The sequence below is a fragment of the Natronomonas salina genome (genome assembly GCF_013391105.1).
GTDB lineage: Archaea > Halobacteriota > Halobacteria > Halobacteriales > Haloarculaceae > Natronomonas > Natronomonas salina.
This window is the reverse complement of the sequence record NZ_CP058335.1, coordinates 1134833-1149084: the sequence shown is the minus strand read 5'-3', so window position 1 is coordinate 1149084 and position 14252 is coordinate 1134833. Positions and strand designations below refer to the sequence as shown.

The window sequence follows — 14252 nt, the reverse complement described above, 5'->3', positions numbered from 1 at the left end:
AGGCCCGCTGTGCGGCCACGGAGCTGCCGAACCGCGGGTCGGCGTCGCGGGCGGACGGCGGTCACTCGTGGCGCTCGACGACCTCGCCGACCGCGAACGAGTCGCGGACCGATTCGATCTCGACGTCCACGGCCTCCGTCAGCTCGGTGTCGGGGACGAAGACCACGAACCCCTCGACGTACGCGATGCCGTCGCCCTCCTCGCCGAGCTCCTCGATCTCGACGTGGTGCGTCTCGCCGCTCTCGACCGGCGCTGTAGAAGTGGAACCCATCTGATGTCACCAGTCCGTACGCCTGTTGGTAACGGTCCACGGGGACTTCAAACGTAGTGGCGAGGTGGCTGTGGCCGGCGTGGGACGCCGGCACAAGGCGGGCCGCAACGTACAAGGCTAAACGGCGCCGGCCGGTAGCGACCGGTGATGGATCCCGACCGCCGAATCGTCGACGTCGAGGAGGTCCCCGACGACTCGACGCTGCTGTTCACCGTCCGCGAGGGGTTCGACGAGAAGGAGGTCCTGCTCGTCCGTCTCGCCGACGGCATCGCCGCCTGGCGGAACTACTGCCCCCACTGGACCGACGTCCGCCTGGACAAGGGCAGCGGCGCGGAGTTCCGGGGCGGCGAACTCGTCTGCACGCGCCACGCGGCGACCTTCGAACCCGGGACGGGCGAGTGCTCCCACGGCCCCTGCGAGGGCGCCTACCTGGAGGAGGTCGACGTCGCCGTCGAGGACGGCGCGGTCTACCTCACCGACGACGACTACGAGTTCGACCACGTCGGCCCGAAGTCCGACCGCGACCTCTCTTCCGGTCGGATCGGCTTCAGCGGCAACTAACCAGCGCTCCGTCGGCCTCAGTAGCAGCGTTCTTCGACCCGCCGCGAGTAGAGCCGTCCCAGCAGCTCCGTCATCGGGCCGCCGCCGACCGCGATGCCGTCGACGCTCTCGACCGGCCGGACCTCCCAGGTCGTGTTCGTCAGGAACGCCTCGTCGGCCGTCCGGAGGTCGTCGACCGCGTAGCGGCCCTCCTCGACCGGGAACTCCTCCGCCTCGGCGATCTCCATCACGACCTCCCGGGTGATGCCGGGCAGCAGCGACCCCTCGGCGGGCGTCTTCAGCACGCCGTCGTCGACGAAGAAGAGGTTGCTCGTCGCCCCCTCGGCGAGGTTCCCGTCGGTGTCGCGCATGAGCGCCTCGTCCGGCCGGTAGCCCTCGTTGGTCGCCCGCCGGAGTTCGAGGCGCGCCAGGATCCCGTTGAGGTAGTTGTGCGTCTTCGCGTCCGCCGGCAGCGCCGCGTCCGGCACCCGCCGGGTCTTCACCGACTGCACGACGGCGGGGTCCTCCCAGACCGCCTTCCCGTCGACGCCGCCCCGGGGCAGCGGCTTCGCGTAGACCACGACGGTGGGGTCGACCTCGGACTGCGGCGTCAGCTTCCCGGGCTGGACGCCCCGGGAGATGGAGACCCGGACGTACGCGTCCTCGAGGTCGTTCGCCGCGAGCGTCTCGTCGACGCGGTCGGCGATGTCCTCTGGCACAACGCCCTCCATCCCGAGGGTCGCGCAGGTTCGCTCCAGGCGCTCGAGGTGCCGATCCCACGCGAACACCTCGCCGCCGTAGGCGCGGCAGGTCTCGAAGGCGGCGTCGCCGTAGCGGAACCCCCGGTCGTCGACGCTCACCGTGGCATTCTCGCGGTCGACCAGCTCGCCGTCTACGTGGTACTGCATCTGTCACAGAAGGTCTCGATCATGCGCTCACCGGTGTCGGTGAGGATGCTCTCCGGGTGGAACTGGACGCCCTCGTGGGGCTTCCCGCGGTGGCGGACGCCCATCACGACGCCCCGGTCGTCGTCCGTGCGGGCCGTCCGCTCCAGCGTCTCGGGCAGCGTCTCCGGGTCGACGGCCAGCGAGTGGTACCGGCCGACCTCGAAGCGCTCGGGGAGACCCGCGAAGACCCCCTCGCCGTCGTGGGTTATCGCTGAAGGCTTGCCGTGGACGACGTCGGGCGCGTGACCGACCGTCGCGCCGTTGGCCGCGCACAGCGCCTGGTGGCCGAGGCAGACGCCCAGCGTCGGGTAGTCGAGTTCCTCGAAGACGGGGACGGAGACGCCGGCCTCCTGCGGGGTTCCCGGCCCGGGCGAGACGACGATGCCGTCCGGGTCCAGTTCGCGGATCTCGTCGACGGTGACGGCGTCGTTCCGGCGGACCTCGACGTCGGCGTGCGTGCCGACGTACTGGACGAGGTTGTAGACGAACGAGTCGTAGTTGTCGACGACGAGCATCCGGACCATCAGTCGGCCTCCAGGGCGAACGTCTCCCGGTCGAGGGCGGCGTCGATGGCGTTGACCAGCGCGCGGCCCTTGTCCAGGGTCTCGTCGTACTCGCTGTCCGGGTCCGAGTCGTGGACGATGCCGGCGCCGACCCGCAGGTCGTACCGTTCGCCGGTGCGGACGAGCGTCCGGATGACGATGTTCAGCGTCGCCCGGTCGTCGAAGCCGAAGACGCCGACGGCGCCGGTGTAGGGTCCCCGGCGGGTCCGCTCGACCGCGTCGATTATCGCCATCGTCCGCGGCTTCGGCGCGCCGGTGATGGTGCCGCCGGGGAAGACCGCGGCCACGGCGCCGGCCACCGAGCAGCCCTCGCGGCGGCGCCCCTCGACGAGGCTCACGAGGTGCATGACCTCCGAGTAGCGGTCGACGCGGCGGTACTCGCGGACGTCGACGGAGCCGTACTCGCTGACCTTCCCGAGGTCGTTGCGCTCGAGGTCGACCAGCATCGCGTGCTCGGCCCGTTCCTTCTCGTCGGAGCGCAGGTCGGCCGCCAGCGCCTCGTCCTCCTCGCGCGTCTCCCCGCGCGGGCGCGTCCCCGCGATGGGTTCGGTCAGCAGCCGGTCGCCGTCGACGTCGAGCAGCAGTTCCGGGCTCGCGCTCACCAGGTCGACGCCGGGGAACTCCAGCAGCGCCGAGTACGGCGCCGGGTTCACCCGTCGGAGCGCGGCGTAGGCGTCGACGGGGTGGACTGCGGCGGGCGCAGAGAGCCGCTGGGAGACGTTCGCCTGGAAGGTGTCGCCGTCGCGGATGGCGGCCTTGACGCGCCGGACGCGGTCGGCGAACTCGGCGCGGGTGCAACCTGCGTCGAACGTCGCGCGCCGTGCCTCCGCGGGGGCGCGCCCGACCGACCGGTCGCCGGCGACGGCGCGGGCGACGAGGTCCCGGGCGTGGCCGACCCCACACTCGTAGGCGTCGTCGACGGCGTCGTGGTCCGAGAGCCGCGGGCAGGCGGTCACCCGGAGGGTCGCCTCGCCGGTCCAGGGTTCCGCCCACGCGGCCACGCGGTCGTACGTCGCGAGCTGCAGGCGGGGGAGCCCGCGGTCGTCAGTCGTCGTCTCGGGTATGTCCTCCAGTTCGCGGGCGACGTCGTAGGAGAGCCAGCCGAAGGCCCCGCAGGGGTACGGGACGTCGCAGTCGCCGCGCTCGAGGGTCTCGTTCTCCAGAATCGCATCGAGCGTCGCCAGCGAGGGCGACCGGGGGGAGCCCTCGGAACCGTCGAACGACGAACTGGGTGAGTCGTGAGACAGCGACGGCGACCCGCCCTCGTCGATCGGTTCGGCGTCGGCGCCGACGGTCACCCGCTCGACGGGGTCGGTCGCGAAGTAGCCCCACCCGGACTGGCCGCCGGTCGTCTCGAGGTAGACGTCGCCGCCGTCGCCGCGGCGCGCCCGGCGGTAGGCCTCGAAGGGGTCGGCCACGCGGACCCGGAGTTCGACCGGCACGCGCGCGTCCGGCGGCGCGTCGGCCGCCGTCGCGGCGAAGCTCGACCGGTCGGTGACGACTCGCATCACCGGTGGAGAAGCGACCGAGAACTAACCGCTTTGCGGTTACAGGTCTTCCGCGCTCTCCTGCCAGCGCCCGATGCGCTTCTCGGAGACGTCGATCTGGCCCGCCAGTTCGTCGGGGTCGGCGTCGAGGAGTTCCTGGACGGTATCGATGCCGGCGTCGTTGAGTCGCTCCGCGTACGCGGGGCCGATGCCGCTGACGTTGTCGACGGGCTCGCTGCCCTCGTCGGGTTCCTCCTCGACGGGGCCGGCCGCCTCGGCGTCTTCCGTCGCGGGCGTGTCGGTCCCGCTGTGGTCGGTGACCTCGCCGGTGACCTCCGCGTCTTCGGCGGCGTCGGCCTCCTCCGGCGGCTCCTGCGTCATCGAGTCGGTCGAGGCGCTGGCCGACGTGCCCGCGGCGGCCGCCTCCTCGACGTCGTCGTCCGTGGAGACCTCCTCGGCCTCGTCGGAGTCTGTCGCGTCTTCGATATCGGGTTCGTCGCCCACGTCGGACTCCGCATCCGTCCCCTCCTCGTCGAGTTCCGGTTCCGGTTCCGGTTCCGACGAGGACGCCTCCGCGGACGCGTCCGTCTCGGGCTCGTCGTCGGGTTCGCGCTCGACCGTGACGCTGGTCGATTCAGCCGACTCGCCGTCCGAACTGCCCAGGCCCAGAACGGATCGAATGAGTTTGGCTATTGGCATACGTGTCGCTAGGTGCCGGAGTTCACTTAAACCCCGTCCAATCGGGCAAACCGACGCTACGCGCGTGTACGCTTCAGAGAGCCGATCTGAGCGCTCGGTCCATCGTCTCCACCGGCGCGTCGCGACCCGTCCAGAGTTCGAACGCCTCGACGCCCTGGAAGAGCAGCATCCACGCCCCGTCGACGGTCGTCGCCCCGGCGGCCTCGGCCTCCCGGAGGAGTCGCGTCTCCAGGGGGTCGTAGACGGCGTCGAGGACCGCGAGTCCACCGTGGAGCGCCTCTCGCGGCACCGGCGACTCCTCGGGGGCCTCCATCCCGACGCTGGTGGCGTTGACCAGGACGTCGGCGTCGGCGAGCAGCGTCTCGAGGTCGTCGAGGCCGTGGGCGGTCGCGGCCGGGACGTCACCGGCGAGGGACTCCGCCCTGGCGACCGTCCGGTTGGCGATGCGGACGTCCATCCCCTCGTCGGCCAGCGCGAACGACGCCGCCCGGCCGGCGCCGCCGGCGCCGACGACCACTGCCGTACCGGACAGGGTGACGTCGTGGTGACCGAGCGCGCGCGTGACGCCCGCGGCGTCCGTGTTGTGCCCGGTCGGCTCCCCCGAGAAGTCGATCGTGTTGACGGCACCGATGCGCTCGGCGAGGGGGTCGGGGTCGACCAGCGGGAGGACGTCCTCCTTGTAGGGGATCGTCACGTTCAGCCCCCGGATCCCGAGGGCGTCAGCGCCGTCGAGCGCCGCCGCCAGCGCGTCCGACGACGGCTCGAACGTCACGTAGCGGGCGTCCATCCCGAGCGCCTCGTAGGCCGCCTCGTGCATCGGCGGCGACACCGAGTGGCCGACCGGGTCGCCGATGAGCCCGAAAACCTGCATGAGCGGTCCTGACTCCGCCGCGGGTGAAAAGGGTTGCCGAACGGCCGATAAATCGTATGTCGCGATAGCGAATCTCCGGGGTGTGGCCGGCGATCGACATATAAACAATCGACTACCGTGGGGCGGTTCTGATACTTAAATGGGGGTCTCCAGGAGGTCGTGAGGGCGTCCCAATCCGCTGCCGACCTCGAAAATCCTGGTTCGTCACCGTCCACGATTCGTCCTCGCGAGATAGCTGTCCCCATCCGATGATGCTGTCGACCACGAGTTCGAACACCAGGGGGCCGGCCTTCGCCAACGGCTCGTTCTCTCGCGAGGATGCGAAATCGACCGACGCGAACCCGGTAGTGTCACCCCTCGAACCCTTGCTCCATCGTAACACGACTCTACGGAGTGTTAAGGAGTTTATAAGAAAGTAGGAGGGTCCCGAGGTGTCGAGTCGTAATGCGAGGAACGAACCGCCGCCGCTTTCTGAAAGGTGCGGGCGCAACAGGAATCGCCGTCGGACTCACCGGCTGTGTAGGGGAACTCGAGAGCTATCTGGGGGGAAGCGACTCCCCCGACGACGGCAACGGGAACGGAACCGGGAACAACTCGACGCAGGAAACGGACGAGTCGACGCCGACCGACGACGGTCAGGAAGGTGAAGTGCTCGTGGACTTCTCGAACGGCGTAGAGGACTGGTACGATCTGGACTCCTACGGCTCCTTCGAGGCGATCAGTGAGGTCCGGAACGGCGAGCAGGGCATCCGCCTGACCGCCGGCGAGGACGAGCCGTACGTCGGGGCGGTCACGGCGTTCTCCGAGCCGATCGACCTCCGGGGGAAGTCCCTGTCGGTGTCGTTCATGGCGATGAGCCCCCAGAACCACCGGCTGGAGGTCCAGCCGGTCGCGCCCGACCAGGGGAACCTCCTCCGGCTCAACCGGACGAACACGGGGCCGCTGGGACACTGGATGAACCTCGATATGGGCGCGACCGGCGAGCGCGGCGACCCGGATCTCAGCGAGGTCTACGAGCTCCGCCTGATCGGCCGCCAGCGCAGCCAGGGACAGACTATCGACATGGCCATCGACCAAATCCGCGTCCTCGACGCCCCCGATACGGGCAAGGTCATGCTGACGTGGGACGACTGCCACCAGAGCCACGCCCGTGCCTTCGAGATTATGGAGGAGTTCGGGTTCGCGGGCGTCGACGGGGTCATCACCCACGCCGTCGGCGCGAGCTCGCGGCTGGATACGGGACAGCTCCGGCAGATGAACTCCAGCGGCTGGGACATCGTCTCCCACCCCCATCCCCAGGGCAGCGGCAGTGCGGTGCTGACCGAGGAGAACTGGTCGGAGAGCGAGCAGCGCGAGATCATCGAGAACTCGAAGAACTGGCTGGAGACCCGCGGCTTCGAGGAGGGTGCCCAGTACTACATCGCCCCAGGGAACACGCGTGACGCCACGAACATGGAGCTCCTCCGGGAGTACCACGAGGCGTCGATCAGCTACGGCGGCGGCAACATCGGCCTCCCGGTGACCGATCCGCACACGGTCGGCCGCGTCAACGGCACGAACCTCGATGCGATCCAGCGGTACATCGACCTCGCCGAGAAGTACAACCAGCTGGTCGCCCCGATGTGGCACTCCATCGGCGACAGCCCGGAAGCCGACATCACCGAGGCGGACTTCCGTGCGCTGCTGGAGTACATCAATTCGGCCGACGTCGAGGTCGTGACGATGTCCGACCTGGTCGGCTGACCGGGTCGACGCACCCGCGATTTCGACGCAGGCGAGCGAGTCGAAGGCGGTCCCGACGGCGACCCGGTCGCTCTCTATCGCAGTAGAACTGGGTCCGTCACCTCGAGGAGGTTACCGCCGACCGGACCGCCTTTAGCCCGCGAACGACCAGTCCGGGGTATGCTCGCAGTCGTCGTCTCCCGGGCCGACGAGGCATCCGAACACATCGGCGAACACCTGCTCGAACTCGAGTCCTGGACCGAACGCCAGGACGAGTCCCGCTCCGACGCTGACGGCGGCGGGACCTACTACCGGAGCGACGGCGTCGAACTCCGGACCTTCGACGACCTGCACCTGTACCTCGACGGCGCCGCGGCCGCGTTCGACGACCCGGACCTGCTCGTCTTCGCCTCGCGCCACTCCGGGGACACCGGTCCGCTGCTCACCGCCCACGCGACCGGCAACTTCGGCCCCGCCGAGTACGGCGGCGGCGAGGGTTCGCTCGCCCGCGCCGCGCCGAACGCGCTCCGGGCGGTCCGTCGGGCCTTCGACGACCACGCCCCGGAGGGGTACGACGCCGGCATCGAGGCCACCCACCACGGTCCGAGCACCGTCGGCTGTCCGTCCCTGTTCGTCGAACTCGGCAGCGGCGAGGCCGAGTGGGCCGACCCCGTGGGCGCCGAGGCGGTCGCTCGTTCGATCCTCGACCTCAGGGACGTCGAGCCTTCCGCGTACCGGACCGTCGTCGGCTTCGGCGGCGGCCACTACGCCCCGCGGTTCGACCGGATCCTCACCGAGACGGACTGGTGTGTCGGCCACGTCGCGGCCGACTGGGCGCTAGACGACATGGGCGACCCACAGGAGGCCCGTGCCGTCGTCGCGAAGGCGTTCCGCAACAGCGGCACCGAGTTCGCGCTGCTCGACGGCGACTACCCGGACCTGGAGTCGGTGATCGAGGACCTCGGGTTCGAGACGGTCTCCGAGACGTGGCTCCGGGAGGCGACCGGCGTGCCGCTCGAACTCGTCCAGCGGGCGGAACGAGCCCTCTCACCCGTCGACGACGGCCTCCGGTTCGGGGAGTCGGCCCGGGGGTACGACGGCGAGTTCGCCGTCGAGGAACTGCCGGCGGACCTGCTCGACGAGGCCAACGGTGTCGACCGGCCGGCCACACTCGCCGCGGTCGCCGACCGGGCGCTCGCCTACGAGACCCTCGACGGCGGGTCCCTCGCGGCCGGTTCCGTCGCGCTGGCGGCCGCCGGCGACTACCGACGGATCGTCGAGGAACTCGCGGCGGTGCTCGAGGCGAAGTACGACTCCGTCGCGGTCGACGACGGCGAGGTCGTCGCCCGGCGGGAGGCCTTCGACCCCGATCTGGCCCGCGAGGCCGGCGTCGAGGAGGGGCCGGAGTTCGGCCGGCTCTCCGCCGGCGAGGCCGTGAGCGTCGGCGAGGAGACCGTCGAACCGGCGGACGTCCGGAGCGCGCGCGAGCGGCGCTTCCCGTTCTGACCGGGAACCGCTTTTATATCGTCGTCTGGGGTTTATTCTCGATACGCGACTCAGCCGTCGTGCCAGCCGCAATTCGTATGCCGGGCGTCTGACGCCGGGGAAAGATACTTTACCCGCGTACGCCTGAGCCGCCACTATAATGGACTCGATCATCGATGACGCCATCGGCGAAGCCGAAGAGGATGGGGAGGCGTCGGCTGGGGAGCCGGCGTCGGCCGACACGAACGGAACCAGCGGCGCGACGGACGGCGGCTCGCAGGCCGACGTGAAGGGCTCCGGTACCATGACCGACGAGGAACTGGCGAGCGTCGTCAAGGACCTCGAGACCAAGATCACCGTCGTCGGCTGCGGCGGCGCCGGCGGCAACACCGTCACCCGGATGTCCGAGGCGGGCATCCACGGCGCCAAGCTCGTCGCCGCCAACACCGACGCCCAGCACCTCGCCGACGAGGTCGACGCCGACGAGAAGATCCTCATCGGCCGCCAACGCACCGGCGGCCGCGGTGCCGGCTCCGTCCCGAAGATCGGCGAGGAGGCCGCCCAGGAGAACATCGAGGACATCACGAACTCCATCGACGACTCCGACATGGTGTTCATCACGGCCGGCCTCGGCGGCGGCACCGGTACCGGCTCCGCCCCCGTCGTCGCCCAGGCCGCCCAGGACCAGGGCGCCCTCACCATCGCCATCGTCACCATCCCGTTCACCGCGGAGGGCGAGCGCCGCCGCGCCAACGCCGACGCCGGCCTCGAGCGCCTCCGCGCCGTCGCCGACACCGTCATCGTGATCCCGAACGACCGGCTGCTCGACTACGCGCCGAACATGCCGCTGCAGGACGCCTTCAAGATCTGCGACCGCGTCCTCATGCGCTCCGTGAAGGGCATGACGGAGCTGATCACCAAGCCCGGCCTCGTCAACGTCGACTTCGCCGACGTCAAGACCATCATGGAGAACGGCGGCGTCGCGATGATCGGACTCGGCGAGTCCGACTCCGAGAACAAGGCCCAGGACTCCATCCGGTCGGCGCTCCGCTCGCCGCTGCTCGACGTCGAGTTCGACGGCGCCAACAGCGCCCTCGTCAACGTCGTCGGCGGCCCCGACATGTCCATCGAGGAGGCCGAGGGCGTCGTCGAGGAGATCTACGACCGCATCGACCCCGACGCCCGCATCATCTGGGGCGCCTCGGTCAACCCCGACTTCGAGAGCAAGATGGAGACGATGATCGTCGTCACGGGCGTCGACAGCCCGCAGATCTACGGCAAGAGCGAGGTCGAGGAGGAACGCGCCGTCGCCGAGAGCGGCGGCGGCGACGACATCGACTACGTCGAGTAACGACCCGCGGTCGCGGTCCGGGCGTCCGATCGATGATCGAGGTACGCCCGAACTCGGTTCGTCTTCCCGTTCGCTGCTGATTCTCGTCCGGCGACTGTTTCCCATCGCTACCAGTCGAGAGTGACGACGCTTGCAGGTGCATGCGGAGACCCCGAATACCGGCCGTTAACCGGCCGACGCAGGAAACGACCTAACCAACAGGTAGAAAAGCCCCGAGGCGGAAACCTGCGCGTATGAACACGCCGACCGACCTCACGTCCTACATCCGCGTCCTCAAACTGGCGAGTACGCCGTCGTGGGACGAGTTCTCGAAGGTGTCGACCATCGCAGGGCTCGGCATCGTCCTCGTAGGGTTCATCGGATTCATCATCTTCGCGATCATGACCTTCATCCCCGGAGGGCCCTGATGTCAGTCTACGCCGTGAAGACGACGGCCAGCCAGGAGCGCACCGTCGCGGACATGATCATCACCCGCGAGGAGCAGGACATCCACGCCGCCCTCGCGCCGGACTCGCTGACCAGCTACGTGATGGTGGAGGCCGACGGCCCCGCCGCCATCGAGCGAGCCCTCGAGGACATCCCGCACGCCCGCAGCCTCGTCCCCGGCGAGTCCTCGATCGCCGAGGTCGAGCACTTCCTCAGCCCGAAACCGGACGTCGAGGGGATCGCCGAGGGCGACATCGTCGAGCTCATCGCCGGCCCGTTCAAGGGCGAGAAGGCGCAGGTCCAGCGGATCGACGAGGGGAAGGACCAGGTCACCGTCGAGCTGTACGAGGCGACGGTCCCGATCCCGGTCACCGTCCGCGGCGACCAGATCCGCGTCCTCGACTCCGAAGAGCGATAAAACTCGTTCCTGGCGCAGCGCGAACAACTCATTACGCCGCAGGCGAAATCGGATTCGAGAGAAGGAGCTGACTCGGTTCTTCGACGCCGATACGACGAGCGCTACGTCTGCGCCGGGTTCCCGCCCAGCCGCTCGATGACCGCCTGGACGTCCGCCTCCGCCTCGACCTCCTTGAGGACCTCCTCGCGGACGCGGATGTCGTCGGTGTCTGCCTCGTAGTTCCGGAGGTACTCGGCCCGCGAGTGCTCCGAGAAGGCGTGCCGGATGGCGAAGTAGCCGTCCGGGATGACGGTCCCGCAGATCGAACACTGGTGTCGCTCGTGGGCTTCGGCCTGGTGGACGAGCAGCTCCTCGGCGTCGTCCGAGTCGAAGTCGCACTGCGAGATTGCACACTCCCACATAGTCGGTCCCTCGGAACGCCGCGACAAAAGGGTTCCCGCGGAATCAGAACGGATAACAGCCCCGCGGGGGAAGCCGGGATATGGACGAGTTCCGCGTCGACGCCCACGTGAAGGTCCTCGACGAGCGCGTGGTCGAACGGGCGAAGTCGCGCGACATCGACGCGCTGGTGTACGCGCCGCACTTCACGCGGCTGCCGGACATCGAGGCCGAGGCCGAGCGGTTCAGCGACGACGAACTGCTCGTCGTCCCCGCCCGCGAGGTGTTCACCGGCGACTGGCGGAACCGCAAGCACGTCCTCGCGGTCGGCCTCTCGGAGCCGGTGCCGGACTTCATCTCCCTGGAGGGCGCGATGGCCGAGTTCGACCGGCAGGGCGCCGCCGTCCTCGCGCCGCACCCGGAGTTCGCGACGGTGAGCCTGGAGGCCCACGACCTGCGGGCTCACCGGGACCAGATCCACGGCATCGAGGTGTACAACCCCAAGCACTGGTCGGAGCACAACGAGCGCGCCCGCGAGCTCGCCGGCGAGTTCGACCTGCCGGCGTTCGGGTCGTCGTATGCCCACCTCCGGGGGACGGTCGGGGAGGTGTGGACGAGCTTCGAGGAGCCCCTCCGGACGGCCGACGAGCTCGTCGCGGCGCTGAAGGACGGCGCCCCGCGTCGGGTCTACCACCGTGACGGGGCCGACCACCGGCTGCGCTGCGCGGCGGAGTTCGGCCACCTCTTCTACGAGAACAGCTGGGAGAAGATCGACCGGCTCTTCCTCTCCGGGACGGAACCGACCCATCCGGACCACATCGCCTACGGCGGTCGGTTCGACGGCGTCAGCGTCTACTGACGCCCGTCAGAACGCCGTCGGCGTCGGCAGGTCGCCGGTGGTCCGCATCTCGTCGAGCGCCTCGAGGAACAGCTTCACGTCCGTGCCGTCGTCGGTCAGCGCCACGTCGCCCGTCCGGGGGTCGTAGTCGACGAGCCCGGCCTTGTCCATCTTCGGGAGGTGGACGTGCCGCAGGAGCGTCCCGTTGACGTCACAGCGGTCCTTCAGCAGCCCCACGTGGGAGGCGGCGTTCCGCTCGACCAGCTGCTCGAGGACGCGGCGGCGCTCGCGGTCGGCCAGCACGTCGAAGAGGTCGTCGGGATTCATTTCCATATTGTAGAACCGCGCCGCAGGTATGTTGGTTGGCTAATCATTTAGGTCGACGCCTGCGGCGGGACGGAACCCGCGAACCCTGCTGAGGCTACGCGTCGGTGCTGGGCGCCGACTCCGCGGCGGCCGCGAGGTCCTCCAGGGCCTGCTCGGCGATCTGTCGTTTGATCTCGGTCCGGGAGCCGTCGAAGACGTACCGCTCGACGTCGCACCGGGAGTCGCCGCTGCCCCACTCGCCGGCGCGGGCGACTCCGACGTACACCGTGCCGACGGGCTTCTCGTCGGTGCCGCCGGTCGGCCCCGCGATGCCGGTGGTGGCGAGGCCCCAGGTCACGCCCGCGCCGTCGCGGGCGCCGCGGGCCATCTGTCGGGCGACCGGCTCGCAGACCGCGCCCTCGGCGTCGAGGGTCTCGCGGGCGACGCCGAGTTCCTCGAGCTTGGCGTCGTAGCTGTAGGTGACGTACGACCGGTCGAAGTAGTCGCTCGAGCCCGAGACGTCCGTGAGCAGCGAGCCGATCAGCCCCCCGGTACACGACTCCGCGGTCGCGACGTACTCCCCGCGGTCGCGGAGCACGTCGCCGACGCGTTCCTCGATTGCCATGTCTGGTGGAGGGCAGCGACGACCTTCAATCCGGTCCCCGTTCTCCCGGCGCGGCGACGGCGGTCGCGGGAAGCGACAGACCGACGTGGCCGCCGCTCGGAGGGCCGGTATGAACGAGTACGACCGCCCGGTGTTCTTCCACCTGATGGCGTACGCCGACGCGGCGGACCGCGACGTGGTCGACATGGTCTCGGGCAACCCCGACTGGGAGGCCCCGGCGGCGCTCCGCGAGGGGCTGCGGGAGTACGCCGACGCCCCAGTCGACGAGTTCCAGTACCCCCCGAGCGAGGGGCTGACGGAGCTCCGCGAGGAGATCGCCGCCCGTCGCGGCGTCGACGTCGAGCGCGTGGTCGTCACCAACGGCGCCGGCGAGGCGAACTACCTCGCGATGGCCTGCGCGCTGCGGGCGCTCGACGGCGACGAGGTGGTCCTCGCAGACCCCGTCTACCCGTACTACTACAACCGGACGGAGATGCTCGACGCGACGCCGCGGCTGGTCGCCGCGGAGCCGGACGGCACCCTCGACGCCGACGCCGTCCGGGAGGTCGCCAGCGACGACACCGCCTTGATCGTGATCAACTCGCCGAACAACCCGACTGGCGGGGTCTATGGCCGCGAGACGAAGCGCGAGCTGGTCGCCGTCGCCGAGGAGCACGACGCCCTGCTAGTCTCCGACGAGGTGTACGACCACTTCGTCTACGAGGAGGGCGCCTTCGCGTCGGCCCTGGAGTTCGACTCCGAGCGGACGGTCGTCACGAACGCCTTCTCGAAGTCGATGGCCATCACCGGGTTCCGCGTCGGCTACGCGGTCTTCCCAGAGTGGCTCGTCGACGACGTCAGGACCCGGCACATGCTGGTCAACGTCGCCGGTCCCCGCCCCTCGCAGTACGCGGTGCTGGAGGCGCTCCGGGAGACGCCCGCGGAGTACTACGAGGAGAACCGCCGGATGCTCGAGTCCCGCATCGACGCCTTCTGCGATGCCCTCGACGAGGCGGGCGCGGAGTACACGCGACCGCAGGGGAGCTTCTACGTGATGGCGCGCTTCGACGGCTACCCCGGCACCCTCGAGAACGTCGAGCGGCTGATCGACGAGGCCGGCGTCGCCGGCATGCCGGGCGACGCCTTCGGTCGGTCCAGGGCCGACTGGCTCCGCTTCGCCCTCGTGACGCCCCGGGCGGAGGAGGCGGCCGCACGGCTGGCCGAGTACTTCGGCTGAATTCGCGGCCCTCTCGAGCGTAGCCGGACTCGCGGACGGGGATCGTCCACGGTCGGTCGGATACCGCTCGCTTCCTCGTCCGACCGACGGCGTCCACGCCGTCTGGTCC

Annotated in this window: 17 protein-coding genes; 8 read left to right on the top strand and 9 right to left on the bottom strand. The window is 69.8% G+C overall.

The window, feature by feature from the left end; genetic code table 11:
- Positions 1-61: 61 nt before the first annotated feature.
- Entirely contained in the window at positions 62-271 is a 210-nt protein-coding gene (locus HWV07_RS06320) for a TRAM domain-containing protein (protein ID WP_178333489.1), read from the bottom strand.
- A gap of 147 nt (positions 272-418) precedes the next feature.
- Between HWV07_RS06320 and HWV07_RS06315 the strand changes: the two genes are divergently transcribed.
- Positions 419-832 (top strand): Rieske (2Fe-2S) protein, encoded by a 414-nt coding sequence (locus HWV07_RS06315; RefSeq protein ID WP_178333488.1) that lies wholly within the window; start codon positions 419-421, stop codon positions 830-832.
- Positions 833-849: 17 nt separating this feature from the next.
- Here HWV07_RS06315 and HWV07_RS06310 read toward each other — a convergent pair whose 3' ends face one another.
- The 5 genes from HWV07_RS06310 to HWV07_RS06290 all read right to left on the bottom strand — a co-directional run bounded on the left by HWV07_RS06310 (position 850) and on the right by HWV07_RS06290 (position 5378).
- Positions 850-1719: an aminotransferase class IV gene (locus tag HWV07_RS06310; RefSeq protein ID WP_178333487.1), complete on the bottom strand. Its 870-nt coding sequence runs from the start codon at positions 1717-1719 to the stop codon at positions 850-852.
- A complete protein-coding gene (locus HWV07_RS06305) occupies positions 1704-2282 on the bottom strand; it encodes an anthranilate synthase component II (RefSeq protein ID WP_178333486.1) in 579 nt (192 codons plus the stop codon). The genes HWV07_RS06310 and HWV07_RS06305 overlap by 16 nt, the downstream gene beginning before the upstream one ends.
- Positions 2282-3829 (bottom strand): aminodeoxychorismate synthase, component I, encoded by a 1548-nt coding sequence (pabB, locus tag HWV07_RS06300; RefSeq protein ID WP_178333485.1) that lies wholly within the window; start codon positions 3827-3829, stop codon positions 2282-2284. Before pabB ends, HWV07_RS06305 begins: the two co-directional genes overlap by 1 nt.
- Before the next feature lie 39 nt (positions 3830-3868).
- Complete coding sequence (locus tag HWV07_RS19895) at positions 3869-4507, bottom strand: helix-hairpin-helix domain-containing protein (protein ID WP_178333484.1); 639 nt, start codon at positions 4505-4507, stop codon at positions 3869-3871.
- Positions 4508-4580: 73 nt separating this feature from the next.
- Positions 4581-5378 (bottom strand): shikimate dehydrogenase, encoded by a 798-nt coding sequence (locus HWV07_RS06290; protein WP_178333483.1) that lies wholly within the window; start codon positions 5376-5378, stop codon positions 4581-4583.
- Between the two features lie 444 nt (positions 5379-5822).
- Between HWV07_RS06290 and HWV07_RS06285 the strand changes: the two genes are divergently transcribed.
- From HWV07_RS06285 to HWV07_RS06265, 5 genes are all read left to right on the top strand, one after another.
- Positions 5823-7121, top strand: a complete 1299-nt coding sequence (locus HWV07_RS06285; protein ID WP_178333482.1) for a twin-arginine translocation signal domain-containing protein — start codon at positions 5823-5825, stop codon at positions 7119-7121.
- A 159-nt stretch (positions 7122-7280) separates the two neighbouring features.
- Positions 7281-8606 carry a D-aminoacyl-tRNA deacylase gene (locus tag HWV07_RS06280; protein WP_178333481.1) on the top strand — a complete coding sequence of 442 codons (1326 nt, stop codon included), beginning with the start codon at positions 7281-7283 and terminating at the stop codon, positions 8604-8606.
- Positions 8607-8745: 139 nt separating this feature from the next.
- Positions 8746-9936, top strand: coding sequence for a cell division protein FtsZ (gene ftsZ, locus HWV07_RS06275; RefSeq protein ID WP_178333480.1), 1191 nt, complete (start codon positions 8746-8748; stop codon positions 9934-9936).
- 233 nt (positions 9937-10169) lie between these two features.
- Positions 10170-10343, top strand: coding sequence for a protein translocase SEC61 complex subunit gamma (locus HWV07_RS06270; protein ID WP_178333479.1), 174 nt, complete (start codon positions 10170-10172; stop codon positions 10341-10343).
- Positions 10343-10780, top strand: a complete 438-nt coding sequence (locus HWV07_RS06265; RefSeq protein WP_178333478.1) for a transcription elongation factor Spt5 — start codon at positions 10343-10345, stop codon at positions 10778-10780. The genes HWV07_RS06270 and HWV07_RS06265 overlap by 1 nt, the downstream gene beginning before the upstream one ends.
- 101 nt (positions 10781-10881) lie before the next feature.
- Here HWV07_RS06265 and HWV07_RS06260 read toward each other — a convergent pair whose 3' ends face one another.
- Positions 10882-11181: a DUF7565 family protein gene (locus tag HWV07_RS06260; RefSeq protein ID WP_178333477.1), complete on the bottom strand. Its 300-nt coding sequence runs from the start codon at positions 11179-11181 to the stop codon at positions 10882-10884.
- Between the two features lie 80 nt (positions 11182-11261).
- Here HWV07_RS06260 and HWV07_RS06255 point away from each other — a divergent pair, with 80 nt between their 5' ends.
- Complete coding sequence (locus tag HWV07_RS06255) at positions 11262-12017, top strand: PHP-associated domain-containing protein (RefSeq protein ID WP_178333476.1); 756 nt, start codon at positions 11262-11264, stop codon at positions 12015-12017.
- Positions 12018-12023: 6 nt separating this feature from the next.
- Here HWV07_RS06255 and HWV07_RS06250 read toward each other — a convergent pair whose 3' ends face one another.
- Together HWV07_RS06250 and HWV07_RS06245 are read right to left on the bottom strand one after the other, a co-directional pair.
- Positions 12024-12329, bottom strand: a complete 306-nt coding sequence (locus HWV07_RS06250; protein ID WP_178333475.1) for a winged helix-turn-helix domain-containing protein — start codon at positions 12327-12329, stop codon at positions 12024-12026.
- A gap of 88 nt (positions 12330-12417) precedes the next feature.
- Positions 12418-12927, bottom strand: coding sequence for a CinA family protein (locus HWV07_RS06245; protein ID WP_178333474.1), 510 nt, complete (start codon positions 12925-12927; stop codon positions 12418-12420).
- Positions 12928-13036: 109 nt separating this feature from the next.
- On the opposite strand from HWV07_RS06245, the gene HWV07_RS06240 reads away from it, so the two are divergent.
- A complete protein-coding gene (locus HWV07_RS06240; protein ID WP_178333473.1) occupies positions 13037-14143 on the top strand; it encodes a pyridoxal phosphate-dependent aminotransferase in 1107 nt (368 codons plus the stop codon).
- Positions 14144-14252 lie beyond the last annotated feature (109 nt).